19 protein-coding genes are annotated in these 24,770 nt (G+C 43.5%); 9 read left to right on the forward strand and 10 right to left on the reverse strand.

The window, feature by feature from the left end:
• Positions 1-81: 81 nt before the first annotated feature.
• From KDW99_RS13990 to KDW99_RS14010, 5 genes are all read right to left on the reverse strand, one after another.
• Positions 82-1,830 carry an acyl-CoA dehydrogenase gene (locus tag KDW99_RS13990; RefSeq protein ID WP_255825594.1) on the reverse strand — a complete coding sequence of 583 codons (1,749 nt, stop codon included), beginning with the start codon at positions 1,828-1,830 and terminating at the stop codon, positions 82-84.
• 13 nt (positions 1,831-1,843) lie between these two features.
• Positions 1,844-2,611 (reverse strand): 3-hydroxyacyl-CoA dehydrogenase, encoded by a 768-nt coding sequence (locus KDW99_RS13995; protein WP_255825595.1) that lies wholly within the window; start codon positions 2,609-2,611, stop codon positions 1,844-1,846.
• Between the two features lie 50 nt (positions 2,612-2,661).
• Positions 2,662-3,420 (reverse strand): crotonase/enoyl-CoA hydratase family protein, encoded by a 759-nt coding sequence (locus KDW99_RS14000; protein ID WP_114411901.1) that lies wholly within the window; start codon positions 3,418-3,420, stop codon positions 2,662-2,664.
• A 72-nt stretch (positions 3,421-3,492) separates the two neighbouring features.
• Positions 3,493-4,695 (reverse strand): thiolase family protein, encoded by a 1,203-nt coding sequence (locus tag KDW99_RS14005; RefSeq protein ID WP_255825596.1) that lies wholly within the window; start codon positions 4,693-4,695, stop codon positions 3,493-3,495.
• 31 nt (positions 4,696-4,726) lie between these two features.
• Positions 4,727-6,295: an acyl CoA:acetate/3-ketoacid CoA transferase gene (locus KDW99_RS14010; RefSeq protein WP_255825597.1), complete on the reverse strand. Its 1,569-nt coding sequence runs from the start codon at positions 6,293-6,295 to the stop codon at positions 4,727-4,729.
• Between the two features lie 349 nt (positions 6,296-6,644).
• On the opposite strand from KDW99_RS14010, the gene KDW99_RS14015 reads away from it, so the two are divergent.
• The 5 genes from KDW99_RS14015 to KDW99_RS14035 all read left to right on the forward strand — a co-directional run bounded on the left by KDW99_RS14015 (position 6,645) and on the right by KDW99_RS14035 (position 11,500).
• The gene (locus tag KDW99_RS14015) at positions 6,645-7,679 is read left to right on the forward strand and encodes a TRAP transporter substrate-binding protein (RefSeq protein ID WP_255825598.1); all 1,035 of its coding nucleotides are present in this window, start codon (positions 6,645-6,647) and stop codon (positions 7,677-7,679) included.
• A 344-nt stretch (positions 7,680-8,023) separates the two neighbouring features.
• Positions 8,024-9,061, forward strand: coding sequence for a TRAP transporter substrate-binding protein (locus KDW99_RS14020; protein ID WP_255825599.1), 1,038 nt, complete (start codon positions 8,024-8,026; stop codon positions 9,059-9,061).
• 33 nt (positions 9,062-9,094) lie between these two features.
• Entirely contained in the window at positions 9,095-9,598 is a 504-nt protein-coding gene (locus KDW99_RS14025; RefSeq protein WP_255825600.1) for a TRAP transporter small permease, read from the forward strand.
• Positions 9,591-10,910, forward strand: coding sequence for a TRAP transporter large permease (locus KDW99_RS14030; RefSeq protein ID WP_255825601.1), 1,320 nt, complete (start codon positions 9,591-9,593; stop codon positions 10,908-10,910). Before KDW99_RS14025 ends, KDW99_RS14030 begins: the two co-directional genes overlap by 8 nt.
• Before the next feature lie 131 nt (positions 10,911-11,041).
• Complete coding sequence (locus KDW99_RS14035; RefSeq protein ID WP_255825602.1) at positions 11,042-11,500, forward strand: MarR family winged helix-turn-helix transcriptional regulator; 459 nt, start codon at positions 11,042-11,044, stop codon at positions 11,498-11,500.
• A 104-nt stretch (positions 11,501-11,604) separates the two neighbouring features.
• Here KDW99_RS14035 and KDW99_RS14040 read toward each other — a convergent pair whose 3' ends face one another.
• A complete protein-coding gene (locus KDW99_RS14040) occupies positions 11,605-15,969 on the reverse strand; it encodes a PAS domain S-box protein (protein WP_255825603.1) in 4,365 nt (1,454 codons plus the stop codon).
• A 257-nt stretch (positions 15,970-16,226) separates the two neighbouring features.
• Between KDW99_RS14040 and KDW99_RS14045 the strand changes: the two genes are divergently transcribed.
• Both KDW99_RS14045 and KDW99_RS14050 read left to right on the forward strand, forming a co-directional pair.
• Complete coding sequence (locus tag KDW99_RS14045; protein ID WP_255825604.1) at positions 16,227-17,216, forward strand: 2-hydroxyacid dehydrogenase; 990 nt, start codon at positions 16,227-16,229, stop codon at positions 17,214-17,216.
• 111 nt (positions 17,217-17,327) lie between these two features.
• Positions 17,328-18,182: an inositol monophosphatase family protein gene (locus KDW99_RS14050; protein ID WP_255825605.1), complete on the forward strand. Its 855-nt coding sequence runs from the start codon at positions 17,328-17,330 to the stop codon at positions 18,180-18,182.
• A 29-nt stretch (positions 18,183-18,211) separates the two neighbouring features.
• On the opposite strand, the gene KDW99_RS14055 is transcribed toward KDW99_RS14050, so the two are convergent.
• A complete protein-coding gene (locus KDW99_RS14055; RefSeq protein WP_255825606.1) occupies positions 18,212-19,111 on the reverse strand; it encodes a LysR family transcriptional regulator in 900 nt (299 codons plus the stop codon).
• Positions 19,112-19,231: 120 nt separating this feature from the next.
• Between KDW99_RS14055 and KDW99_RS14060 the strand changes: the two genes are divergently transcribed.
• Together KDW99_RS14060 and KDW99_RS14065 are read left to right on the forward strand one after the other, a co-directional pair.
• A complete protein-coding gene (locus KDW99_RS14060) occupies positions 19,232-20,098 on the forward strand; it encodes an MBL fold metallo-hydrolase (RefSeq protein WP_255825607.1) in 867 nt (288 codons plus the stop codon).
• A complete protein-coding gene (locus KDW99_RS14065) occupies positions 20,092-20,712 on the forward strand; it encodes a DsbA family protein (RefSeq protein ID WP_255825608.1) in 621 nt (206 codons plus the stop codon). Before KDW99_RS14060 ends, KDW99_RS14065 begins: the two co-directional genes overlap by 7 nt.
• A gap of 68 nt (positions 20,713-20,780) precedes the next feature.
• On the opposite strand, the gene KDW99_RS14070 is transcribed toward KDW99_RS14065, so the two are convergent.
• The 3 genes from KDW99_RS14070 to KDW99_RS14080 form a co-directional block, all read right to left on the reverse strand.
• Positions 20,781-21,839: a lipid A deacylase LpxR family protein gene (locus tag KDW99_RS14070; RefSeq protein ID WP_255825609.1), complete on the reverse strand. Its 1,059-nt coding sequence runs from the start codon at positions 21,837-21,839 to the stop codon at positions 20,781-20,783.
• A gap of 232 nt (positions 21,840-22,071) precedes the next feature.
• Complete coding sequence (locus KDW99_RS14075; protein ID WP_255825610.1) at positions 22,072-23,445, reverse strand: short-chain fatty acid transporter; 1,374 nt, start codon at positions 23,443-23,445, stop codon at positions 22,072-22,074.
• A gap of 132 nt (positions 23,446-23,577) precedes the next feature.
• Entirely contained in the window at positions 23,578-24,753 is a 1,176-nt protein-coding gene (locus KDW99_RS14080; RefSeq protein ID WP_255825611.1) for an acetyl-CoA C-acetyltransferase, read from the reverse strand.
• Positions 24,754-24,770 lie beyond the last annotated feature (17 nt).

Here is a 24,770-nt window from a genome sequence, read left to right on the forward strand (position 1 = left end):
TGGCTAGAGTTTTAGGGAGTGGTTTATTAACCACTGCCGAATTGTTATTTTTATCTCGACTTCAGACCTAAATGGCCTGCTTCAAAATTTATATTTGCCAAGACCTAACCCAGCGTTTTCAACGACCTTCAATGCCGCCATGGCAGACGGCAAACGATAAGCACCGTAAAATACGGATAGCGCCTTAATATTCTGCACGTAAGACTCATCCGTATTTTCTTGCGCTTGCTGATAAGCCAACACATTCAATAACTGCCATGTGCAACATAAGATCCCCATGGCTTCCAAGAAGGGCACAGACACAGCCAGTAAATCTTCATGGTCCATATCAGGATTCAGCAAATGTGAATGCAGTAACGACGTCATCTTATTAATCACTTGCTGAGAGTCTTGCGCCATAGAGGCAAATACCTCGTCGGACTCAAAAGACTGAGCCAACTGAGTTACTTCTGCTAATAACTCAGTTAAGGCTTTACCCTGATCGCCGCGCACTTTTCTAAACATCAAGTCACGGGCTTGAATACCAGTGGTGCCTTCATAAATCGTCGTCACTCGAGCATCACGCATAATTTGCGCCACACCAGTTTCTTCTACAAAGCCCATACCACCAAATACCTGAACCACTTGACCCGCCATGACATTCGCACGTTCGGTTGCAAAGGCTTTAAAGATCGGCGTTAGCAAAGCCACTCGGTCTTTTTTCAGCGGATCATCTGTCACTTCAGTCGCATCAATTTGCGCCGCAATCTGATAACCCACGGCACGCAGCGCAAAGGTTTCCGAACGTATTTCTAACAACATCCGTTTTACATCAGCATGTTCAACAATGGCCACTTTTTCACCTTGGCTATTGGCACCCTGAGTTCTTTCTTGGGCATATTCCAATGCACGCTGGTATCCTAATTCACCTAACGCCACACCTTGCAGGCCACAACTTAATCGAGCCTCGTTCATCAAGACGAACATCGCCATTAGGCCTTGATTCAACTCACCGACTAATTCACCAATACAGTCATCTTGATCACCGTAACTAATAGAGCACGTTGGGCTACCATGAAGTCCCATTTTGTGTTCAATACCGGTACAGCGAACATCGTTAAACTCTCCTAATGCACCATCATCAGCAACACGATGTTTAGGTACGATAAATAGCGAAATACCGCGACTGCCTGCTGGTGCATCTGGTGTTCTAGCCAAAACCAAATGGGCAATATTGTCGGTAAGATCATGATCACCGTAAGTAATGTAGATTTTCTGGCCTTTAATTTTATAAGTGCCGTCAGCTTGTTGAATCGCCTTAGTATTCAGTGCGCCTAAATCCGATCCTGCATTAGGCTCAGTTAGCGCCATCGCCACGGTCCATTCACCGCTAACAATCTTTGGTAAATAACGATTTTGAATCGATTCATTGGCAAAATTTAAAAGAATTTCTGAACCACCTTGCGCCAAAGCTTGAAACATCACAAAGGCCAAATTCGCTGACAGCCACATTTCGTTTACAGGCTGGGCAATGTATTTTGGCAGACCTTGACCACCAAACTCCTCAGGCAATGCCAAACCAATCCAGCCAGATTCGGCAAATTGCTGATACGCCTCTTTCCAGCCATCAGCTGTAATCACTTTCCCGTCTCGAAAGCGACAACCTTGCACATCACCAACTTGGTTCAGTGGAGCAAGCACACCAGTAGCGAACTTAGCCGCTTCTTCCATTACCGCATTGGCCAATTCAGGGTCGAAACCGTCTAACGATTCAACGCCAGCCAGACCTTGCTGTTGATAGGCTTGTGCCACCAGCAACTGCATATCTTTGTAAGGAGCTTGATAGTTCATCATCAACTCCGTATTACTTCGCAGCCATACGAATCGCACCGTCAAGACGAATCACTTCGCCATTCAGCATGCCATTTTCGATGATGTGTTGTGCCAAAGACGCGTATTCATCAGGCTCACCAAGACGCGGTGGAAATGGCACAGATTCACCCAAAGATTTTTGCACTTCTTCCGGCAAAACATCCATCATTGGCGTTTTAAATAATCCCGGAGCAATGGTCATCACTCGAATACCAAAGCGTGCTAATTCACGAGCAATTGGCAAAGTCATGGCGCACACACCACCTTTGGAAGCGGCATAACCTGCTTGCCCGATCTGACCATCAAACGCCGCTACAGACGCTGTATTAATAATTACGCCGCGCTCTAAATTGGCTTCTTGCTCGTTATGCTGCATTTTGTCAGCAACCAAACGAATCATATTAAAAGTACCAATTAAGTTAACCGATACCGCACGTTGAAATGATGCCAAGCGATGTGGCCCTTCACGACCGACAATACGCTCTGCGCCTGGAATACCTGCGCAGTTCACTAAACCACTAATAGGACCAAAGGCTTCAACGGCTTGATTAATCGCACTTTGTACCGAATTCTCATCAACGATGTCTGTCACGCAACCTTGTACGCGCTCACCTAAATCAGATTTAACGCGTGCTAAACCTTCTTCATTCACATCGGCTAGGGTCACTTTTGCTCCTAAACCATGTAGACGACGGGCAACCGCCTCGCCAATCCCCGAAGCTGAACCTGTCACCACAAAATGTTTATCTTGAATTTGCATCTTAATACTCCTTACCTTGCTGTTATTTTTATGACAAAGGGCAAAACTTCTTAGCTTTTTTTACGATTCAAAAACGCATCAATACGTGCTTTTACTTCATCGCTGGTTTGCGTAATGCCACAAATCAATGATTCAGTGTACAGACCATCTTGTGCCGACATATTGCTAATACGGCTCAGACCTGTGGTCATGGCCCAGTTGGAGTATTTCGAGTTTTTGCCGATGCCTTCTGCGATTTCAAAGGCTTTTGCCAAGGCTTCACCATTGCCAACAACATAATGTGCCAAGCCAATACGCAAACCTTCTTCGGCTCTTACATCACGCCCCGTCAGCATCATTTCTGTCATGCGGCTGGCACCAATCACATTGGATACATTTACCGATGCGCCACCGCCAACAAAGATGCCATGTTTGCCCTCAGGCAGACGGTAAAAGGTATTTTCTTCACTGACGCGAACATGGGCACAAATAGCCAATTCCAAACCACCGCCAATCACCGCGCCATGCATAGCAGCCACGACAGGAATGCCTGAATCACTAATATGACCAAACACGCGATGCCACATATTAGAGTGCTTCACCACTTCAAATGGCTCACGGGCTTTGTGCTCTTGCAAATCCAGACCAGAGCAAAACTCCGGGCCGCTACCTGAAAACACAATGACATTAACGTCATCGGTTAAATTCAAAAACACGTGTTCAATCTCAAGACATAAGCTGTCATTGATGGCATTTTTCTTTTCTGGGCGATTAAGCTGCAAATGCGCCACGCCATTTTCTACGGAATAGTTAATAAATTGATAAGTCATCTCGGATTACCTTTAAAATTCTTTATGGAACGCCTCAAACTCTTATTGGCGAGCGCAGTAGTCATGCCGTTTTTATCGGTCAGAAACCTTAATCACCACGGCCATGCCAGTGTCTCCAGCAGCACAACCCGTGAATAAACCGTAACCGCCGCCGTTGATGACCAATTCTTCAATAAGCTCAATAATGGCGCGCATGCCAGTTGGCCCTTGAGGGTGTCCCCAAATCAATGAGCAGCCGTAGTTATTCATCGTCATCACATCAACATCCATGGCTTTGGCAAAAGCCACATCGTTCACAGCAAATGGATTGTGTGTTTTGATCGCTTTGACTTGTTTAATATCGACTCCCGCTACAGCTAGAGCGCGTTTTGCCGCTTCTATTGGCGCCGCTGGCATGTAAGCAAGATCATCTCGGGCTTGGCCAAAACCTAGCACTTCTACTTTAATTTCAGGGCGAGAAGTGAGTGAAGCAACCTCTTCAGAACGACAAAGAATCGCAGAGGCATTACCATCAGCAGGATGCGTTTGGTTACCAAAGGTAATCACGCCACCTTCTTGAATGGGTTTTAGTTTTTGCAAGCCCTCCAGCGTCGTTGGGAAAACCCCTTCATCGCCAGTAATTACCGTGTCTTCTTTTTTGAAGTTAGCCGTTGGCACAGACAAAGGCAGCGTCATATAACGCTTTTGAAAAGCTTGATCGTCTTTCAAAGCATCTTGATATTGTTCATAACGTCTATAAGTTACTAAATCCAATTCTTCACGAGTAATATCAAAACGTTTGGCAACGTTTTCACCCGTTTGCATCATCGAATGGCCGCCAACACAATCGTTCATCATGTTATAAGTTACTTGGTCTTCAGATGCTCCAGCTGGACCTTTCGCATTTGGGTAATAAATATGCGGGCCATTTGAACAGCGATCTGCCGTCATCAAGAGAGAGATATTCGCCATGCCACAGACGATTTCTGATGCTGCTGCAAACAAACCACGGGCACTGGTCGCGCACACTTGGTTAACCGCATGACCTGCTGTATTTACCGCACCAATATCATACAAAGGCCAAGGTGCGCCGTTAAAAGATTGATACTGATTAACCGTCATGCCCAATACGCCTGAATCGAACACCTTTGGATCAATGTTGCGTTTTGCCAATTCAGCTTTCGCTACGTGCGCAGCGAATTTCATCGAGTGCAGATGCTGAAGTGAACCTTGCCATTTGGTAAACGGTGTACTCCAGTAAGCGCCGTAAGGAATTTCTACATTCTTGATAGACATAAAGTGTCCTCGCTTATTTATTCTTGTTATTTTACTGTTGGCTAGCTGCTGCCATGATGTCGCCCAAACCGCCCCACTGCTCAGCAAAGATTTCTGCTGGCATATTTTTAAGGTCATCAGCGATGATTGGACGGAACGCCATCACACTTAACACGTCTTTTTCTAGATCTAGTCCCGGTGCAATTTCGGTTAGAACCATGCCTTCTTGGCGCAGCTCCAACACACAACGTTCAGTGACAAACACGACAGGTTGATGATTTTCTCTCGCAACAGACCCACTGAAAGTAATGTGATCAACGGCTTCAACAAACTTCTGCACCTTACCTTCTTCCAACACTTTCATCTTGCCATTTTCGAAACCAAGTTTGGCACCGTTGACTAATGTGCCGCAGAACACCACTTTCTTAGCGCTCTGGGAAATATTAATAAAACCACCAGGCCCAACCACTTTAGGGCCAAATTTACTGACGTTTAAATTGCCATTTTTATCCGCTTGAGCCAGTCCTAAGAAAGCAATATCCAAACCGCCGCCGTCATAAAAATCGAACTGAGCTTCATGCTCAATAATCGCATCCGCATTCCACGCCGCACCAAAATCACCGCCAGACGCGGGAATACCTCCGTAAGTGCCGAGCTCGGTTGTTAGAGTAAATAAATGGGAGACTTTTTCTTCTGCGGCAATTGCGGCGACACCGTCTGGCATACCGATACCAAGGTTCACCATGACATTCGCTTTCAATTCCATCGCAGCACGGCGAGCAATCACTTTTCGGTCGCTGAATGCCATAGGTGGTAAAGCGTTTAACGGTACACGTGAGTTACCGGCTAAACCTGGGTTGTAGGTTGTGGTGATGGTTTGTTTGTGATCTTCGGCCGGCGCGACGGTAACGTAATCCACTAAAACGCCTGGCACTTTGACTTCTTTAGGATGTATTGAATGACGTTCAGCAATGTATTTCACTTGCGCAATAACGATACCACCGCTGTTTTTCGCTGCCTGCGCCATAGGCAAAATTTCCGCCAACATGGCTTCTTCTTCTACAGACAAGTTGCCATTTTCATCAGCCGTAGTGGCACGGATAACCACCACATCTAACGGGAATTTTTTATAAAGCAGCCACTCTTCGTCTTCAATATCGATGCGTTTCACTAGATCTTCAGTGGTTATAGATGTCACTTTACCACCACTAATCAAAGGATCAACGTAGGTTCCCATGCCAACTTTGGTAATCACACCAGGCTTGTTTCCTGCGATTTGACGCCACATGGTGGTTAATACACCTTGAGGAAGAAGATAAGCCTCAATCACATTATCTGTGATCATTTGCGCCATCTTTGGAGCTTGACCTGTGTGACCAGAAATCAAACGCTTCACCAAATTTGGATGCGCCATATGTGACATGCCTGCATCTCTACCATCACCACAACCACAGTCATGAATAAGCGTTAATTGCTGTGGATGACCTGTTTTTTCAAAACGCTGCTCAACAGCTTTGGCGATCGCTTCTGCAAAATAAGACATTCCTACGGTAGACCAAGCGACGTTGGCACCATCTGGAATTAAGTCAGCAGCTTGCGCTAGGGAAATAACCTTGCTCATTTTCTACCCTCACATGTCTTTTATAATTGTTTAGTAAGTTGGGCTTTAGTTTGCTGACGTTACTTTGCCAGACATAATTATGTTGTACACCACAACTATTTTTTTTACAAACATTTTATGTTGGCGTTACTTTTTTTGAATAGCCAGTGTAAAAATCCAATAAGTGTAAATGTTGAAAGAAACAACAATTTATGTGAAAAACAAACTATGATCTAGAAAGTAATAGTTTGATGGCAGTCGACTCGATATTGCGTAAACGCTCTTGGTAGCGTCATAAAAAAGCTATGTAACGTAGTCACCACACTGTTGCTAGGTCTCGATTAATAAAAATAAAACAAAGGTGAATAGAATGAAAAAAATCCCTCTAGCAGGCTTGGCCTTATTAGCTGGCTCAATGATGTCTATGACTGCTTTCGCAGCAGAGCCTGAATATAAGCTCAAACTACACCACATGCTGCCACCAGCATCTAATGCCCATAGCAACTTTCTAGAACCTTGGGCAAAAAAAGTGGAAGCAGAATCGAATGGGCGTATTCACATTGATATTTATCCGGCTATGCAATTAGGCGGCAAGCCGGCTCAACTTTTCGACCAAACTCGCAAAGGTATTGTCGATATTTCTTGGACTGTCGCAGGCTATACTCCTGGACGTTTCCCTAAAATGACCTCTTTTGAACTGCCCTTTATCCCAGGCTCGGCTCAAGCAACCAGTATGGCTTTACAGGAATATGCCGAAACAGAAATGCAAGATGAACTAAAAGATGTTCATCTACTGGCGGTTCATACTCACACACCGGGCTCTCTTCACTCACGTGATAAAAGAATTAAAACGCTTGAAGACCTAGAAGGATTAAAAGTACGTGCGCCAAATAAAGCCATGTCTGAAGCCTTCGATCTTGTGGGCGCCAATACGGTATTTTTACCCGTAACAGAAATGCCCAGCGCTCTTTCTAAAGGTGTAATAGACGTAGCTGTATTGCCATATGAAGTGGTTCTACCAATGAAAATCCATGAACTTGTTGGGCACCATACTGAGTTTAAAGGCACCGGCTTATACACAAATACCTTTATTTTTTCGATGAATAAAAAAGTATATGACAGCATGCCTCTCGACTTACAAAAAGTGATCGACAATAACTCAGGCATTACGTTAGCGGGCCACATTGGCAAGCTTTTCGATGACTACGAATTATTTGCACGTAAATTCGCTGTGGATCGTGGTAATACTTTTGATTATATCGAAGGAGCAGAACATCAACATTGGGAAAAAGCCATGTCCCCAATCGCAGAAAAATGGGTGAAAGACATGAATGAGGATGGCTATGATGGCCAGCGCTTACTTGATAAAACGAAATCCTTGATTCAAAAATATAATGACCTCTAAGAAGCATCATTGTTAACCTGAAAACAGCGCTCTTCCCTTAGAGCGCTGCTCTTATAGGGATATCTCACAAAACACTGTTATAACGAAGGATTAGGAATAATCTAAATAGGTCACTTTCACCCTTTTTTAAGCAACCATACCTATTTTGAATACCTTGGGTAAAAAATCTATCTTCCAGATTGTTGAAATGCACAACAATCTATGTCAAAAAGGAGTGAGTTTTAGGCAATAATAAGGAAATGACGCCTGCATAACTTTGTCATCTAAAGTGATGACATACCTAAAATGTCATTAACGACTCCAAAAGCAAGACTCGTATAACAAAAAAAATAAAGGTGATCACAATGAGAAAATTCAAACTACAAAGCTTGGCATTAATTGCTGGCTCTATCATGTCCATCAATGCCCTAGCGGCAGAGGCGGAATACACCTTCAAGCTTCATCACATGCTTCCACCAGTCTCTAATGCACACACAAACTTTCTACAACCTTGGGCAGATAAGGTAGAAGAAGAATCTAACGGCCGCATCCATATTGATATCTATCCAGCCATGCAATTGGGTGGAAAACCACCACAACTTTTCGATCAGACTCGTAAAGGGGTTGTTGATATTACTTGGACGGTTGGCGGCTATACTCCCGGACGCTTCCCGAAGGCCACTGTATTTGAACTGCCGTTTATGCCTCTAAACGCTCGTACCACAAGCATGGCTTTACAAGAATATGCAGAAAAAGAAATGCAGGATGAACTAAAAGACGTTCACTTACTTGCCATGCACACCCACTTCCCAGGCTCCCTCCATTCCCGTGATAAAGACATCAAATCTCTTGAAGACCTTGATGGACTAAAAGTACGTGCGCCAAACAAAATGATGGCTGATGCTTTCGGTATTTTGGGTGGCAATACGGTTTTCATGCCGGTTCCTAGCATGCCAAGCGCCCTATCAAAAGGCGTTATCGATGTAGCTGCGCTACCATTTGAAGTCGTTAAACCATTAAAAATTGATGAATTAGCACCACACCATACTGAGTTCAAAGGTGATCGTGGCCTCTACACTCAATTTTTCATTTTCGCGATGAATAATGATTCTTACGCAAAACTTCCAGCGGACCTGAAAGCCGTCATAGACCGAAATTCTGGCGTGAATCTAGCAGGCTTTATTGGTGACGCATTCGATGCGTATGAAGTAGGCGCTCGTGGTGATGCAGTAAAACGCGGTAATACTTTCAGTACCATTGAAGGTGCCGAATACGATCGCTGGAAAACAAAACTTGCGCCTGTCACTGAGCAATGGCTAGAAGAAATGAATGATGAAGGTTATGACGCACAACGTCTTCTAGACGAAGCCAAAGACCTCATTAAGAAATACGAAAACTTTTAAGCCATACCGTTACCGTACGTAGGATGATTTAACATGATACGTTTTACTACCGACTTACAGCGCTCTTTCCTAGGGCGCGCCTCTGACATATTAGCACTGACAGGTGGGTTTATCATGTTAGTGGTAGCGGCGGTTACCGTCGCTAGCATTATTGGACGAACCACGATTGGTCAATCAATAGAGGGAGATTATGAGATAACAGAAATGGGGCTAGCCATGGCCATCTTTCTCTTTCTCCCTACTTGTTATATCCGTAAAGGCCACGTCATTGTTGACTTGTTTACGGCTAACTGCAAACCAAACACCTTGCTCACTTTAGGAATAATTAGTGACCTTGTGTTTACCCTTGTTTCGTTTACTTTTGCGTATCGAATGACCCTAAGTGGCTTTGAAGCAAAAGAATATTTAGAGCAAAGTATGCTACTTGAACTTCCCACTTGGTGGACTTTTATTGTTGGTGTCATTGCTATGACACTTTGTGGTCTGTGCGGCCTATATCGCTTGTCCGCAACACTTCGTGGAGGTAATCATGAGTAATATCGAACTGGCCTTTTTAATGATGGCTGTGCTGATGGTCTTAATGAGCATCCGCATTCCGATTGCATTGTCCATGTTAGTGTGTGGCGCATTTGGTTACGCCATGATCGGTGGCTTCCCTGCTCTATTGGAATATTTAGGCACCGCGCCCGTTTCAAAGTTCTCTAGTTATGATTTATCGGTTGTACCGCTTTTCCTACTAATGGGAGAGTTAGCCACACGCTCTGGTATTACAGCAGAACTTTTTAGAACCTGTAATACATGGATAGGCCGTCAACGTGGTGGTATTGCCATGGCGGCTATTGCAGGTTGCGCTGCATTTGGCGCTATTTGTGGATCTTCGTTAGCAACAGCGTCCACTATGGGGAAAGTAGCGCTTCCTGAAATGAAGCGTCTTAATTATTCTGGCAGTCTTGCTGCTGGCGCACTAGCGGCAGGCGGTACATTAGGGATTTTGATTCCGCCATCAATGGTACTCATCATCTTTGCGGTACTGACTGAGCAAAACATCTCTAAGATGTTTATTGCAGCCTTTGTTCCAGGCTTTTTAGCAGCTGGCGGTTATATTCTTGCCATTGCTATTTATGTGCGTTTGTACCCAGATGCTGGTCCACGCGGTGAAAAAACGACCTTTGCCCAAAAAATCAAATCCACCAAGGATGTTTGGCACATCACGGGGATTTTCTTAATTGTTTTGGGTGGGATTTATTTAGGTGTTTTCACACCCACTGAAGCCGCGTCTGTTGGGGTTATCCTGACAGCAATCCTAGCATTCACTCACGGTAAAATGCGTCTTGATGGCTTGTTAGTCTGCTTAATGAAAACGGCTGTTTCTTCTGCAATGATCTTTTTCATAGTCTTGGGGGCAGATTTATTTAGTGTCTTTATTGCGCTATCAAGATTACCAGACTTAGGGGTAGAGCTGATTCAAAACTCAGGTTTGTCGCCATACACTATATTGGTTTGCATGCTGCTTACCTATTTGGTCATGGGCTGCTTCTTAGACAGTTTGGCGATGATTTTGCTAACCATTCCAATCTATTTCCCAATGGTTATGGCAATGGACTTTGGTATTCCACAAGCAGATTTAGGTATTTGGTTCGGCATACTCGCTTTGATCGTTGTCGAAGTGGGATTAATAACGCCCCCTGTTGGTATGAACGTTTTTATTATCAAATCGTTTGATGATTCGTTGAAACTAAAAGAGTGTTTTAAAGGTGTGATTCCATTCCTCCTCTCTGACTTTGTTAGGGTGGCTTTGTTAATACTTTTCCCAAGTATTACCCTCGGCTTGGTTCACCTAATTGGCTAATGAAAACCAACAAGAGCCGGGAATTATGCCGGCTCTTGTTGCATAGAGAAGACTCTAAACTGTTTAGCATTACACCAGATTAGTTTTTTTATATTACAATACGGGTTCATCTGATTAAAAATGAGACTTAAATGGCTGACGACACAAAAAAAACAGACCAACCAGTGGACTTTGGGATACTCAATAGCTTAGTTGGTTATCGCCTACGTCGCGCTCAAATGAATTTCTTTAGCAAGTTTTCTGAAGTGTGTTCTGATCTTGGCATTAGTCCTGGTTTATTTGCCATTATTGCCATCGTGGAACGTAACCCTGGCTTAACTCAAACGGCTGTCGCTCAAGCCCTCGGTAATGACAGATCGGCCATGGTGGCCGCGGTCGATAAGCTAGAGCAAATGGACATTATTGAACGTCGACCAGCCATTAATGATCGCCGTTCTTATGCTTTATTTATGACTAAAAAAGGTGAAAAGTTTTTCTTAACGTTAAGCGATCGCGTCATGGAACATGAACAAATCATGGCTGCACGCTTAGAAGGTGAAAATGAATTGGAGTGGCTTTTGAAAACGCTAGACACCTTGTCTCATGGCTAGACAAAGTAGCGCAAAATCTGACTCTCTTATCTTGTCATAAAAAATAACCCAACCATCAAAAATGGTTGGGTTATTTTTTTGTAATATACTCGCTACCGTTCTAATTACGGTAATGCTGCGAAAATGATAGCGAGCTCTTCTTCTAGCTCAACATTCAACTCGGTCGTATTAATAGACGCCATGCAGGCTTCTATTTCAGCTATGTCTTCTGACACTTTTAACACACTTTCATAGGCAAACACTCTATTGGAAAATTTCAACAATCCCATCGTCAGTGCTGCACCTTTTAGAGTGTGAAGGTTCTCACGCGTTGTCACCTGATCCTTCTTATCGGCCGCTTCTTTTATCTTGTCTAATAAATCTTTTGCCTCAAGAGTAAAGCCTTCGACAACGCTTCGGTAAAGATCCACACTGTCACCAAATCGGTTCAAGATGGATTCTATGTCTTCGTATTCATCACCATTGTTGTCACTGGCATTGTTTTCACTAGCATTGTTTTCACTAGCATTGTTTTCACTAGCATTGTTTTCACTAGCATTGCTTTCAGGTGTTATGACTGCTGGCTCAATACACTCAGGTGATTCGCTCTCTTCTTCATGAATCACAACCGCTGAGTTACTTTGATTCGCCGGTTTAGCCGTCGTGTGTTTAAGAATACAGCCAACCATCTGATCTATATCTAAAGGTTTACCAATATGATCGTTCATGCCAGCGTCAAGGCAAGACTGACGGTCTGTTTCTGACACATTTGCGGTCATGGCGATAATAGGAAGTGGAGCAAATTTCGACACTTTACGAATTTGCCTAGTCGCTTCTAAACCGTCCATTTCTGGCATCTGCATGTCCATTAAAACCAAGTCAAAGCTGACTTCATCATGGTTTAATACTGTTGCGACACCCTCTATGCCATTTTCAGCAACGGAAACGATAGCCCCTTCCGCCCTCAATAACTCCGTGGCGACTTGTCTATTAAAAGCGTTATCTTCCACCAGTAGTAGTTTTAGTCCCATTAGACTTTCTTCTTGCTGATTATCCTGAGACCTTTCTATATCGGTAGTCGTACCTGAAAGAGATTGGTATACAGATTCTGATAATTTGCTCAAAGTAACAGGTTTCAATAAGTAGCTGGAGACTGCTTTAAGCTCATTGCCTGATTGATTACTCTGCATGCTGGACAGCATTATTATTTTGGGTGCTATTTTAAAGTCACCGGTACTAGACAGCAGATCTTCAATGCTGTTCTGATCGATGAAGTCCACAGTCTTTGTATCCAACAAAATCACATCATAAAAATCATCCTGTTTGGCAGCTAAATGAATACATTGCACAGCTTCTTCAATAGACTCCGCTTTTTCGCAATACCAGCCGAGAGTCGATGCCATACGAGTCAAAATAACTTGTGTCGCCACATTGGTATCGACAATTAAAATACGCAGTGTTTTTGAGGGTAATGAATGTGGTCTTGTTTCAAGCGGACTATCAGCAGTTGGCAAATCAACAGTAAAATGAAAACGACTGCCTTCCCCCAATACACTATCTACGTTCAACTCCCCGCCCATCAGCTCAACAAATCGGCGGCAAATGACCAAACCTAGACCCGACCCTCCAAAACGCCTTGCAGTAGAGGATTCAGCTTGCGAGAACACATCAAAAATAGCGTCTATTTGATCTTTCGCAATACCAATACCCGTATCATTAACAGAAACACTTAAACGTGATACGCCCTCAACAGCCTGCGACTTGATTTGCACAACAACACTGCCTTCTAGGGTGAATTTGACAGCATTGCTGACTAAGTTAATCAGTATCTGCAATAGGCGTAATTTATCTCCGATGAGATATTCTGGTATATCTTTATCAACGTCAAAAATCAGCTCAACGTCTTTTCCTAACGAACTTCCAGACAAAACAGTAGACAGTTCGCATAATAATTCTTCGACTTCAAACGGCGCTTTCTCTAAAACCAGCTTTCCAGCATCGACTTTAGAAAAATCCAAAATATCATTAATTAAACTCAATAATGATTTCGCTGATATTTGCGCTTTTGATACATAATCATTTTGTTGATGAGTTAACGTCGTACGTTTGACTAAATGCAGCATCCCCAGAATGGCATTCATGGGCGTACGAATTTCATGACTCATATTGGCAAGAAAGTTTGATTTCGCCGCACTAGCCGCATCCGCTTCCTCTTTGGCTTTTCGCAGCCAACTCTCTAATTCATATTCTTTGGTAATATCGCGGTTTATTCCCATTAATTTTGTCATTTTGCCATTTGAATTTTTTTGTAAAATGGCACGCCCCAAAATATAACGAATACTGCCATCGGATACGATGATTCTAATAATGACTTCTTCGTGTTCTTGCCCTGCAATGGCAGCATTGAATGAAGCTTCAGCAGACGCTAAATCTTCAGGATGAATAAATTCCCGCCATTTTTCGAGTGACAGTCCTTTATTCGTTATGGAACGAGGTAGCTGATAGATGTCGAACATCAAATCGCTCCATTCCGACACTCCAGTTTCTATGTCTAAATGCCAAACGCCTAACTGAGCGACCTCTGCCGCCATAAGCATTTGATCTCGCGCATAAATCAACTCTCGCTGAGCTCTTTTTTGTTCCGAAATGTCGATGGCCATCCCAAGAAAACCAATCAACTCACCATCGCTATTTTTCATTGGTGTAACCAATATAGAAACAGGGAGATGATTCCCCTGTTTATCAATATAGGTCCATTCTTGGCTATCGTAACCATCACGTAACGCGAAATAAACGAACGCTTCACGTTCATCAACTTGCACTCCGGTCGTTTCAAATATTGTCACACACTTCTGGTCCATCTCCGATTGAAGATGGAATACAGCTGGCGTCAACTTACCAACCACTTCCTCTGCGGTATAACCCAACATTTTCTCTGCGCCATAGTTAAAGAGTGTAATAAAACCACTCATATCCGTTGCGATCATTGAAACCTCAGATGACGCATTTAGCACATCATTTAATAATACATTAAGTTCACGTAACTCAGCTGTTTGCTCCTTAACCTGATGTTCTAAATTGGTATTCAATTCTTGTATTCTAGCCTCTGCTTTTTTACGCTCAGAGATATCTCGCACACTTTTAGACACACCAATGATGATATTTTTAGCATCTAAAATGGGGGACAACGTCAGTGAAACGGGGACTTCCGTACCGAATTTAGTCTTTCTACGAGTCTCAATGGAGTGCGCTTCTTTATTCGCTATTAGATTAGAAACCGTATCAAAATTTTCCTCTTTAAGGTCTCCTGGCACCAGTAGATCATAAATAGATTGTCCTATGGCCTCTTCATGGGTGAAACCCAAAATACGCTCGGCGCTCTTATTCCAACTGACAATCAGCCCATCTAAACTATGACTAACAATACCATCAGCAGAGCTTTCTACTAACGCGGTGATTCTGGATTGATGAGCCATCACTTCACGCTGACGTACGGTGTTTACTCGAACCACCACCACAAAACCAGCACCCAGTAAGCTGATAAAAAAGCCCACTACTAAAAAAAACAAAGGATCTGGAAGGTGTAGATCTGCAATAAAGGCAGGAGAGACATTTAATTTACTCTTCCAATTCCGACCATAAACAACTGTCGTTTGAACTTGCTCATAACCTCTATGTTTCAGTTCACCTGTGTTATAAAAAAGCACTTGATCATCTAAATCTGTAATGTCATAAAGTTGGTAATGAACTTTATTAGGATCATAACTTAGGCTGTCGAGAACCTCTTCCGTTATCAACGCCGCATAACTCCAACCGAAACCTTTGTTTATTCGCTCTGATTGAGTATTTGGCGTACTACCTCCACGGTAAATTGGCATAAGAATTAAAAAAGATTGCTGAGGTTTTCCCGTGGCTTGCACTAAAGTAATTGGACCGCTTAAACGCACTTCGCCAGTGTATTGCGACGATGTAGCAGCCTCTCTGCGGTTTCTTTCTGATGCTATATCCAACCCAACCGCCTGACGATTACGCTCTACCGGTTCAATATACTGAATAACATAATGCTCGTTAAAGTTGGGGTTAAGCATTTTTATGGAAAATTCTGGCCAGCCATCTTGACGAGCCAACGATGTAAAACTCGCTATGTCTGATTGTGGTACTCGTCGGATAAAACCAAAACCGTGAGCCCCTGGAAACTCGTCGTCAATATCTCTCGATAGACTATATCGCTTAAAAATATCGCGTGTAATCGTGTTTTCACCTGCTGTAAGCACAGCTCCGCGAGCACCGCGCAATCCATACTGGTATAGCTCTATTCTAGACGTCACTTCTTGCTTTAAAGTAACCGATGTATCGTAAGCCGCCTGATTAATTCTTTTCTCATTTGAGTAATAAACGTCATAAGCCACAGCACAAGTGATTAACGTCCCGACAAGCAAAGTGATCATCACCCAGCGATTGAATATGTTTTCAGATGACAACCAATTCACATTTGCCTCCTAGCAAAATTATCTACCGATAAGTGTAGATTAACTAATGGTTTTTAGAAGCAACTGAGTCATAAAAAACAAAGAAATTACATAACGTTACGTATGGTAAAATCACTCTCGACGTTTCACCTGAACACTACTATTTAACATTCCATAACCTTGTCCTGTATCAACAGAACAGTCACAACCTGAGCGTTTATCTTCTTTTTAGGCTATAAATACATTATTTTCCGATCAAAACGACAGGATCACGTTTTATGAAAGTCGCTGTTTTCTCATGCAAACCTTACGACAAAAGAACACTAGCCACCTTCGCCAATGAGAAAGCATTATCAATGAGCTACTTTGAAAGTCGGCTTAGCATGGAAACCATTAGCTTAGTACAAGGATTTGATGCCGTCTCATGCTTCGTTAACGATGATGTTAATGCCGAGGTCATTCATCTTTTAAAGCAACAAGGTGTAAAAACCATCGCCCTGCGGTGTGCTGGCTTCAATAACGTCGATCTAGACGCTGCAAAAAAAGAAGGCATAAAAGTATTTCACGTTCCCGACTACAGCCCGACTTCGGTTGCCGAACACGCTGTTGCTCTCATCATGACATTAAACCGCAAAACTCATCGAGCTTATCATCGCGTCAAAGAAGGCAACTTTGCACTTGAAGGATTGATGGGCTTTAACCTAGAGGGAAAAACCGTTGGCTGCATTGGCACAGGGCGAATTGGCGCGGCGTTTTGTCGCATCATGAAAGGCTTCGGCTGCAAGGTGTTATGTTATGACCTATATCCGTCACAAGCGCTCATCGACCAAGGTTGCCAATACCTCACACTCGATGAAATCTACCAACAAAGCGATATTATTAGCCTGCACTGCCCTTTAAACGAATCGACTCATCACCTAATCAACAAGCACAGCCTAGAAAAAATGAAAGACGGCGTGATGATCATCAACACCAGTCGCGGCGCACTCGTCCACGCCCAAGAAGCCATCGACGCCCTTTACAGCGGTAAAATTGGTTATCTGGGTTTGGATGTGTATGAGCAAGAAAACAAAATTTTCTTCGAAGATATGTCATCTCATATCATCCAAGACAGCGTCTTCCAGCTCATGCTTACTTTCCCGAACGTCGTCGTAACAGGACACCAAGGCTACTTCACTATCGAAGCGCTGAACCACATAGCCGAAACAACCATCGACAACTTACTGCATCATCAAAGCGACAGCAGTGGAACAAGGCAATTGGCATAGTGTTAAGTAGTAACAAAAACATCACAGAATAATCAAAATTCACTAAACCATTCGTCACTCTGATCACGTATAATTTGTGAACCTTGGAAAGCACAAAAGGAGTGACGAAAAATGAACCTCGATAAACCAACTCAAGCAAGACTAATAAACATTGTCCGTAGAGCAGGCCAAGAGATCGTCATGCCAAACTTTCGTCAGCTTAGTGCCGCAGACGTAGAAACCAAAAGTAGCCTTACCGATCTTGTTACCATTGCCGATAAAGCCAGTGAAGCCTTTATCACTGAGGAAATTCAGGCTGCCTTTCCGGATTGGGAAATCGTCGGAGAAGAAGCCGTCGCGGAAGATCCATCCACCACAGATAAAATTGGCACCTCAGACACTTGCGTAATAATCGATCCTATTGACGGCACCTGGAACTACGCCCACGGATTATCAGAATTTGGCATCATACTCGCCGTGGTAGTAAAAGGCGTCACGCGTTTTGGCTTACTTTATGACCCAGTAAATGATGACTGGATATACGCCAACCTAGGTGAAGGTACTTTTTTCCAACGCACCGCAATGAATGAAAAAGGCAAACATCAAACGCCTAAACAAACGCCATTGGCACTCAGCTTCACCGCTGAACCAGACCTAGATAAGCTCATTGGCATCATGTCGGTTAACTCGTATACCGGCCAGAAAAAACAAGATTTTGCTCTTAAAGCGAGCCGCTTTGTTCGCATTAACAACTTACCTTCCTGCCCTGCTTATAGACAAATAGCCCAAGGCCACTTTCACTTCAGCTTAACCTACAAAATGCTGCCATGGGATCACGCCGCGGGCGTACTGGTTCACACCGAAGCTGGCGGCATCTGCCGTACACTCGACGGCCAAGAATACAGCCCAACCATGCTAGACGGCGAAATGCTCGCCGCTCAATCAGAACAGCAATGGAAAGATTTAGCTGAGTGGTTTAGGAGATAAGTTTAAGTTTCCAATTTTACCTCTTATCATCACCAAGGATGCTCGGCAAAGTAGCGTTCTAAATGATCGATCAAAGCACGAACATTGGGTGATAAATGTTTTCGAGACGAATAAAGCGCGCAGATAATCAGGTCTTTGGGTTTCCAGTCAGGCAAGACATGGCACAAGCTACCATCGTTAATGTAGCGATTCGCTAAATAAGTAGGCTGAAGACAAACCCCCATGCCATTCAATGTAGCATGCAAAAGTGCTGTGGCTTCATTGATGCTTAAACGACAATCCAAAGAGACAGATTCAAATTGGTCATGCTGGGATAGGTGCCAAATATGGCGTGCTAGATTTTTGTAGCCCAAGCAATCGTGATGAATTAGGTCTTGCGGATGCTGGATCTCGCCTATCGTATGTCGTACTTTTTCAAGATACGCAGGAGACGCTACCAACACGGATTCACACACGGCAATGGGTTTGCCGATTAACGATGGATCCGGATTCGAAGCAATGCGTATAGCAAGGTCGATGCTTTTCTCTGTTAAGTCGGCCGTACTGTCTTCTAGATCGATATCAATATGAACTTTGGGATGTTTCTGCATGAAGTCTTGAATGGCTGGCATCAGTTGAGAAAAACCAAACGACATGCTGGATGTGATTCGCACCAAACCTGACAACTCATCACTGGTATTCACCAAGGAAAGAATATTATCAGCTTGCTCCAACCACTGTTCCACGTCTTTTAAACAGGCTTCACCTGCGCTAGTAAGTGATATTTTCCGTGTCGTTCGATGCAACAAACGAATCTTTAACCAATCTTCCATGGCTTCTATATAACGCGTCACCATGGGGCGCGACATATTTAAACGCTCTGCCGTGCGGGAAAAACTCCGCGATTGGGCAACATCGATAAAAACTTTCGCTGCTATCACTCTATCCATAACCTACCTTTCACTTGCACGATAAAAGAAACAATCATGTTCATTTTTGTGTATTTTTCCGAGCACGTCAATTCTCTATGATGGCCACATGAATTACACAATCACTCTTTGGAGATAAAGATGAAAAAACTGATTACCTTCGTTGCTTCTGCACTTATCGCTCATTCTGCAGTTGCAGCAGACACAAAACCGTTAATGTTAGATGTATATAATGCAGATGCTAATAGCTTTAATGTGACCTCTACTTTGGTATATGGTGAAACGGAAGCTATGCTTATCGATACTGGTTTTACCAAAGCTGATGCATTGCGTATTGCGGCCAAAGTGCTCGATTCCAATAAAGAGCTAAAAACTATTTTCATTAGCCAAGCAGACCCTGATTATTACTTTGGTGCCGAGACACTGCACACCATTTTCCCAAAAGCCGACATTATCACGACTCCTGCAGTTAAAAAGGTCATTGAAGAAAAGCTGGCGGGGAAATTAGCTTTTTGGGGACCAAAAATGGGCAACAACGCACCAGTCAATCCAGTTATTCCAACGGCTTACGATAAACCTACTTTGATGGTAGACGGCCATACTATTGATATTCGTGGCACTGAAGGTGCATTTGCACATCGCCCTTACCTTTGGATTCCAGAGAATAAAGCTATTTTAGGCAACGTAGCGGTATACGGAAACATGCATCTATGGATGGCAGATGCGCAATCTGATGCCGCTCAAGCCGCCTGGACTGCCCAATTAGAAGAAATGTTGGCATTAAAACCAAAGGTTGTTATTCCTGGTCACATGGCACTAGGTACAGAACTTGATTCAAGCACTATTTCAAGCTCGCTGAATTACATCACAGTCTTTCAGAAAGCGAAGAAAGAGAGCAAAAACAGTGCTGAACTTATTAAAGCCATGACAGCAAAATATCCAGATGCTAAAGGTGCTTTAAGCTTAGATATCGCAGCTAAAGTCCATAAAGGTGAAATGTCATGGTAAAAGTTCATTACTTCTTCGACCCTATGTGTGGCTGGTGTTACGGGGCATCATCATTGGTAAGTGTATTGGCTGACATGCCGGAATTGGAAATCATTTATCACCCTGGAGGCATGATTCCGAAACGGGCAATTGACCCTTCGTTTAGACAACATATTTTGCAAGCTGATGGTCAAATAGCCAACATGACAAAAGTACACTTTGGCGATGCATATAAAGCAAGAGTGGCGGGTGCAGGCGATTTTATCGTGGATTCTTACTCGACAACTCGTGCCTTTCTTGTTGGTCAAGAAATGGGGATTGAAGCACATTTCATGCTCGCCGCCATTCAAAAAGCACACTATCAAGATGGTAAGCATCTCGATGAGTTAGATGCCTTAGCAGAACTGGCTGTATCTATGGGATTAGATAAAGCTACTTGGAACGAAAAAATGGCCGACTCTGAAGCGAGCATGCTGAATCAAGTGGAGGAAAGTCATCGCTTGATGGGTAAATTGAGAATCAGTGGATATCCAACCATGATTATTGAAAGAAATGACCAGTTAACCTGGTTAGAACACAGCAAGTACTATGGCAGAACGGCTGAGTGGGAACGCTATTTAGCTGAATTAGTTTAAACCTATAAAGCCTTCTCTGAATCAATAGAGAAGGCTCTTTTTATAATCAATCAACAAATCGCTACTCTTTAAATCTGCCAAGCAAAAGTCATTGTTCCGTAGCGAGTAAAACGATCAATTTTTCTATCGTGTTTGTCGCCATTAATAGTGAATGGTGAGTTAATGGCAAAGGCAATGGCAATGTCATCCCATGCATAGCTCACACCAGTGGAGAATACGCTTGTATTATGGTCATAATCGATCGACCGGCTATCTCTGAAGGTATTACCGTCTGTAAAAATTTGGTTAAAAGTATAGCCCACCTTAACGCCCGCATATACAAACCAACCATTGTCTATAGCCATGGGGTTGGACATGCGATTCTCGGCTAATAACGTAGTGGCGTATGAACTTTCTAGGTTACGACCGTAGCGAAACATAACCCCCGTGTTCGTCGAACTTTTCAGGGTCCCTACACTCACATCAAAACCGGTTAACACGTCCATGGTGTCCGCTTCTGAAATCCATGAACGCCATATACGGCTTCTGGATAATTCAAACACCAACTCATTATGAAGCTGAGTATTCCAGCCTTTGGGGTCTTGGGCACTTATTACTTTATGGATAGTTTTCTGGGTTTCTTTACCCAACGCCCATGGCCCGACAATGCCAATAGTCGTACTGACAAGATCCGCATGATCATCACGTGTCGTGATGTAAGTATTATTGATACTCACCAATGCAGAATATGGAAATGAGCCTTGGGGGGGATTGGTTAGCGTCAGATCTTCAGCTGTGTTCAAGGTTTGACCAACGCTGTAGACATTTGCTGACGTCTTAACTGGTGCATCTGACATAGTCCACATTAGTGGCTTAACCCAGAAATCCGGCCAGTGTGAATCATTACCAGATTCATTGACGTCATAGATAGTTACATACAGACCGTTAGTGTAGCCATTATCTTCATTGACAAAAAAGTCATTATCTAAAGTTGCAGACATCCAACTTTGGTTCGCATATGCAGACATTCCAAACAAGAGAGACAAACCAATTAAAGAGTATTTCACTAGATTTAAACTGCTTTCAACGATTGCATCTTTGTTTCTAACCACTCCTTTTTGATCGTCTCTGTCTATTCCCTGCCGCATAAGAACTCCCCCGCCCTACGTACGCACATTGCGTATTCAAATTATTAAGATTGTAAACATTATAAAGAGAAATCATGCTGGAGAGGACGACTAAGAGTTATAACTTTAAGGAAATAAGCAGTGGTATTATATATAATTTTCAAGAATATTTCAATATGTGCACTAAATAGGAAAAACAGAGCGAACTTGGCTAAAACCTCTAAGCCATGACCGCCCTGTTTGGTGTTTTAGATTAGAAAATCAAAAAGCCTAAAGAAATAATCACACCAGAACCGATCAATGCCATCAAGCAATAGCCCATCACGTCTTTTGCACCAAGCCCTGCAATGGCCAGTGCTGGTAATGCCCAGAATGGTTGAATCATATTTGTCCAAGCATCCCCCCAAGCAATCGCCATGGCTGTTTTCGCGGCATCAACACCCAGTGCTGCACCTGCTGGCATCATGATTGGCGCTTGTACTGCCCACTGACCACCACCAGAAGGCACAAAGAAGTTAACGATACCGGCACTCAAGAAAGTAAACAGCGGAAAAGTCGTTTCATTGGAAATAGACACAAATGCCTGAGAAATCACCCCTGCCAATGACGCACCAGAGTCACCCGTTGCAGTCATCATGCCCATGATCCCTGCGTAGAATGGGAATTGCAGCAAAATACCAGAACAGTTACGTGCTCCCTGAGAGACCGAATTCAACAAACTTTTTGGTGTTCCATGAAGCAAAACCGCCGAAAACAAGAAGGTAAAATTCACTATATTCAGGTTCAGTGCGAAACCGTTATTCACAAAATAGTAAATCACGTAAGCAAAGCCCATCACACCTAACAGCATGGATAAAACACGACTGTTTTCAAGGCGCTCAGCTGTTGTCATGTCTGCTTTATTTGGCATTTCGACGACTTGCTCTTTTAACAATTCTGCATCAATCGCAACCGTGTCCTGTGGTGCGGGATGCATCAAACGATTTAATAACGGGATAGTGACAAACATCACAGCCAAAATGGTTAAGTTCATCGCAGAGAAAATTGTCTCTGACGTTGGAATCGCAGCCGTCACTGCGCCATTCGTGACCTTTTCTATATTCGCACCGCCTGCAATAGACAGAGGAATAGAGCCAGACAGTCCAGCGTGCCAGAACAAAAACCCACTGTAAGCAGAAGCGATTAATAAACGGTAATCTACGCCTTTAACACGAGCAGCAATTTCTTTGGCAAAAATAGCACCGACGACCAAGCCAAACCCCCAGTTAACCCAGCACGCCATCGCACTAATAGCCGTTACTAAGATAATCGCTTGCCCAGGTGTTTTCGCGACACCCGCCAACATAGCCAACTTACGTTTGAACGCCGGAGCGCTTGCCATGGCATGGCCCGTAACAACTACCATCGCCATCTGCATAGAGAAGCTAAGTAAATTCCAAAAGCCACCCGCCCAAGCATTAACTACTTGCATTGGCCCTTGCCCAGTACTCGGCATCACCAATAAAAATACAGCAAATGTTAAGACTATGGCGAAAATAAAAGGATCAGGAAGGTAACGCTGTAACAAGGTAACGAAGAATTGGCTTACTTTTTGTAAACCTGTTTGTTTTTGTTCGAGAGTATTCATCAGTTTTATCCTGTTTTTTTATATTTTTTATATTTTTTATTGGACGACAAAAGCAAAAACAGAAAAGAATAGATCCTTTTCTGCTAACTCACTTTATTACGTTTATTTATTCGTTCTTTTTAATATGACTTATTAGCGAGACACCAACATAGCAACGCCCATGCCGCCACCAATACACAAGGTCGCTAAGCCTTTTTTAAGATCTTGCCGTTGCATTTCATGAAGCAATGTCACCAAAATTCGGCAACCAGACGCACCAATCGGATGACCTAACGCCACGGCACCACCGTTTACGTTAACTTTTGATGCATCTAAACCAAGCTCCTTGTTGACGCACAACGCCTGCACAGCAAAGGCTTCGTTCGCTTCGATAAGATCCAGATCAGCTACTTGCCACTTAGCTTTGTTAAGTACTTTTTGTGTCGCAGCAATCGGTCCAGTCCCCATAATTTCAGGATCAACACCGGCACCGCTTGCCGCTTCAATGACGGCTAAAATCGGCAAGCCCAAACGTTTGGCTTCCACATCCGATGTGACAACCACCATGGCAGCACCATCATTCAAGGTAGATGCATTACCTGCAGTGACAGTGCCCTCTTTTGCAAAGGCAGGACGTAACTTGGTTAGGGACTCTGCGGTGGTATCCGGACGAATTTGCTCATCGGCATCGACGATAATAGGATCACCTTTACGCTGAGGAATGGAGATCGGCAAAATTTCTTCAACAAAACGCCCTGCAGCTTGCGCCTGCGTGGCTTTTTGTTGAGAGAGTGCAGCAAATGCATCTTGCTCTGCACGGCTAATATCCCAACGATTGGCAATATTTTCGGCGGTTTTCCCCATGTGGTAATCATTAAACGCATCCCATAGACCATCGGTGACCATGGAGTCCAATAATTCCCAGTTGCCCATTTTTTTACCAGAGCGGCTGTTTGGTAAAACATGCGCCGCTTGGCTCATACTTTCTTGCCCACCTGCAACAACCATATTCGCATCGCCATTCAGTACGGCTTGAGCTGCCAGTTGCACAGCTTTCAAGCCAGAGCCGCAGACTTTATTAATAGTCATGGCAGAAACATGCTTTGGTAATCCTGCATGAACAGCTGTTTGGCGAGCTGGGTTTTGACCGCAGCCAGCAGCCAGAACTTGACCTAAAATCACTTCTTCAATGTGATCTTTCAAAATAGGTTGTTTGGCTAGCATGCCAGACAACAATTGAGTACCTAATTGCACAGCACTTAAAGAAGATAAAGCACCATTAAAGGCACCAATCGGTGTTCTTGCAGCAGCAACAATAACGGCTTTCATAGTAACGCTCCTGTTGT

This window comes from Marinomonas rhizomae (assembly GCF_024397855.1).
In the GTDB taxonomy this organism is placed as follows: domain Bacteria; phylum Pseudomonadota; class Gammaproteobacteria; order Pseudomonadales; family Marinomonadaceae; genus Marinomonas; species Marinomonas rhizomae_A.

Bases quoted from the DNA above. Each gene is read 5' to 3' on its own strand.
- KDW99_RS13990 (WP_255825594.1), bottom strand. From the start codon at position 1,830: ATGAACTATCAAGCTCCTTACAAAGATATGCAGTTGCTGGTGGCACAA.
- KDW99_RS13995 (WP_255825595.1), bottom strand. From the start codon at position 2,611: ATGCAAATTCAAGATAAACATTTTGTGGTGACAGGTTCAGCTTCGGGG.
- KDW99_RS14000 (WP_114411901.1), bottom strand. From the start codon at position 3,420: ATGACTTATCAATTTATTAACTATTCCGTAGAAAATGGCGTGGCGCAT.
- KDW99_RS14005 (WP_255825596.1), bottom strand. From the start codon at position 4,695: ATGTCTATCAAGAATGTAGAAATTCCTTACGGCGCTTACTGGAGTACA.
- KDW99_RS14010 (WP_255825597.1), bottom strand. From the start codon at position 6,295: ATGAGCAAGGTTATTTCCCTAGCGCAAGCTGCTGACTTAATTCCAGAT.
- KDW99_RS14015 (WP_255825598.1), top strand. From the start codon at position 6,645: ATGAAAAAAATCCCTCTAGCAGGCTTGGCCTTATTAGCTGGCTCAATG.
- KDW99_RS14020 (WP_255825599.1), top strand. From the start codon at position 8,024: ATGAGAAAATTCAAACTACAAAGCTTGGCATTAATTGCTGGCTCTATC.
- KDW99_RS14025 (WP_255825600.1), top strand. From the start codon at position 9,095: ATGATACGTTTTACTACCGACTTACAGCGCTCTTTCCTAGGGCGCGCC.
- KDW99_RS14030 (WP_255825601.1), top strand. From the start codon at position 9,591: ATGAGTAATATCGAACTGGCCTTTTTAATGATGGCTGTGCTGATGGTC.
- KDW99_RS14035 (WP_255825602.1), top strand. From the start codon at position 11,042: ATGGCTGACGACACAAAAAAAACAGACCAACCAGTGGACTTTGGGATA.
- KDW99_RS14045 (WP_255825604.1), top strand. From the start codon at position 16,227: ATGAAAGTCGCTGTTTTCTCATGCAAACCTTACGACAAAAGAACACTA.
- KDW99_RS14050 (WP_255825605.1), top strand. From the start codon at position 17,328: ATGAACCTCGATAAACCAACTCAAGCAAGACTAATAAACATTGTCCGT.
- KDW99_RS14055 (WP_255825606.1), bottom strand. From the start codon at position 19,111: ATGGATAGAGTGATAGCAGCGAAAGTTTTTATCGATGTTGCCCAATCG.
- KDW99_RS14060 (WP_255825607.1), top strand. From the start codon at position 19,232: ATGAAAAAACTGATTACCTTCGTTGCTTCTGCACTTATCGCTCATTCT.
- KDW99_RS14065 (WP_255825608.1), top strand. From the start codon at position 20,092: ATGGTAAAAGTTCATTACTTCTTCGACCCTATGTGTGGCTGGTGTTAC.
- KDW99_RS14070 (WP_255825609.1), bottom strand. From the start codon at position 21,839: ATGCGGCAGGGAATAGACAGAGACGATCAAAAAGGAGTGGTTAGAAAC.
- KDW99_RS14075 (WP_255825610.1), bottom strand. From the start codon at position 23,445: ATGAATACTCTCGAACAAAAACAAACAGGTTTACAAAAAGTAAGCCAA.
- KDW99_RS14080 (WP_255825611.1), bottom strand. From the start codon at position 24,753: ATGAAAGCCGTTATTGTTGCTGCTGCAAGAACACCGATTGGTGCCTTT.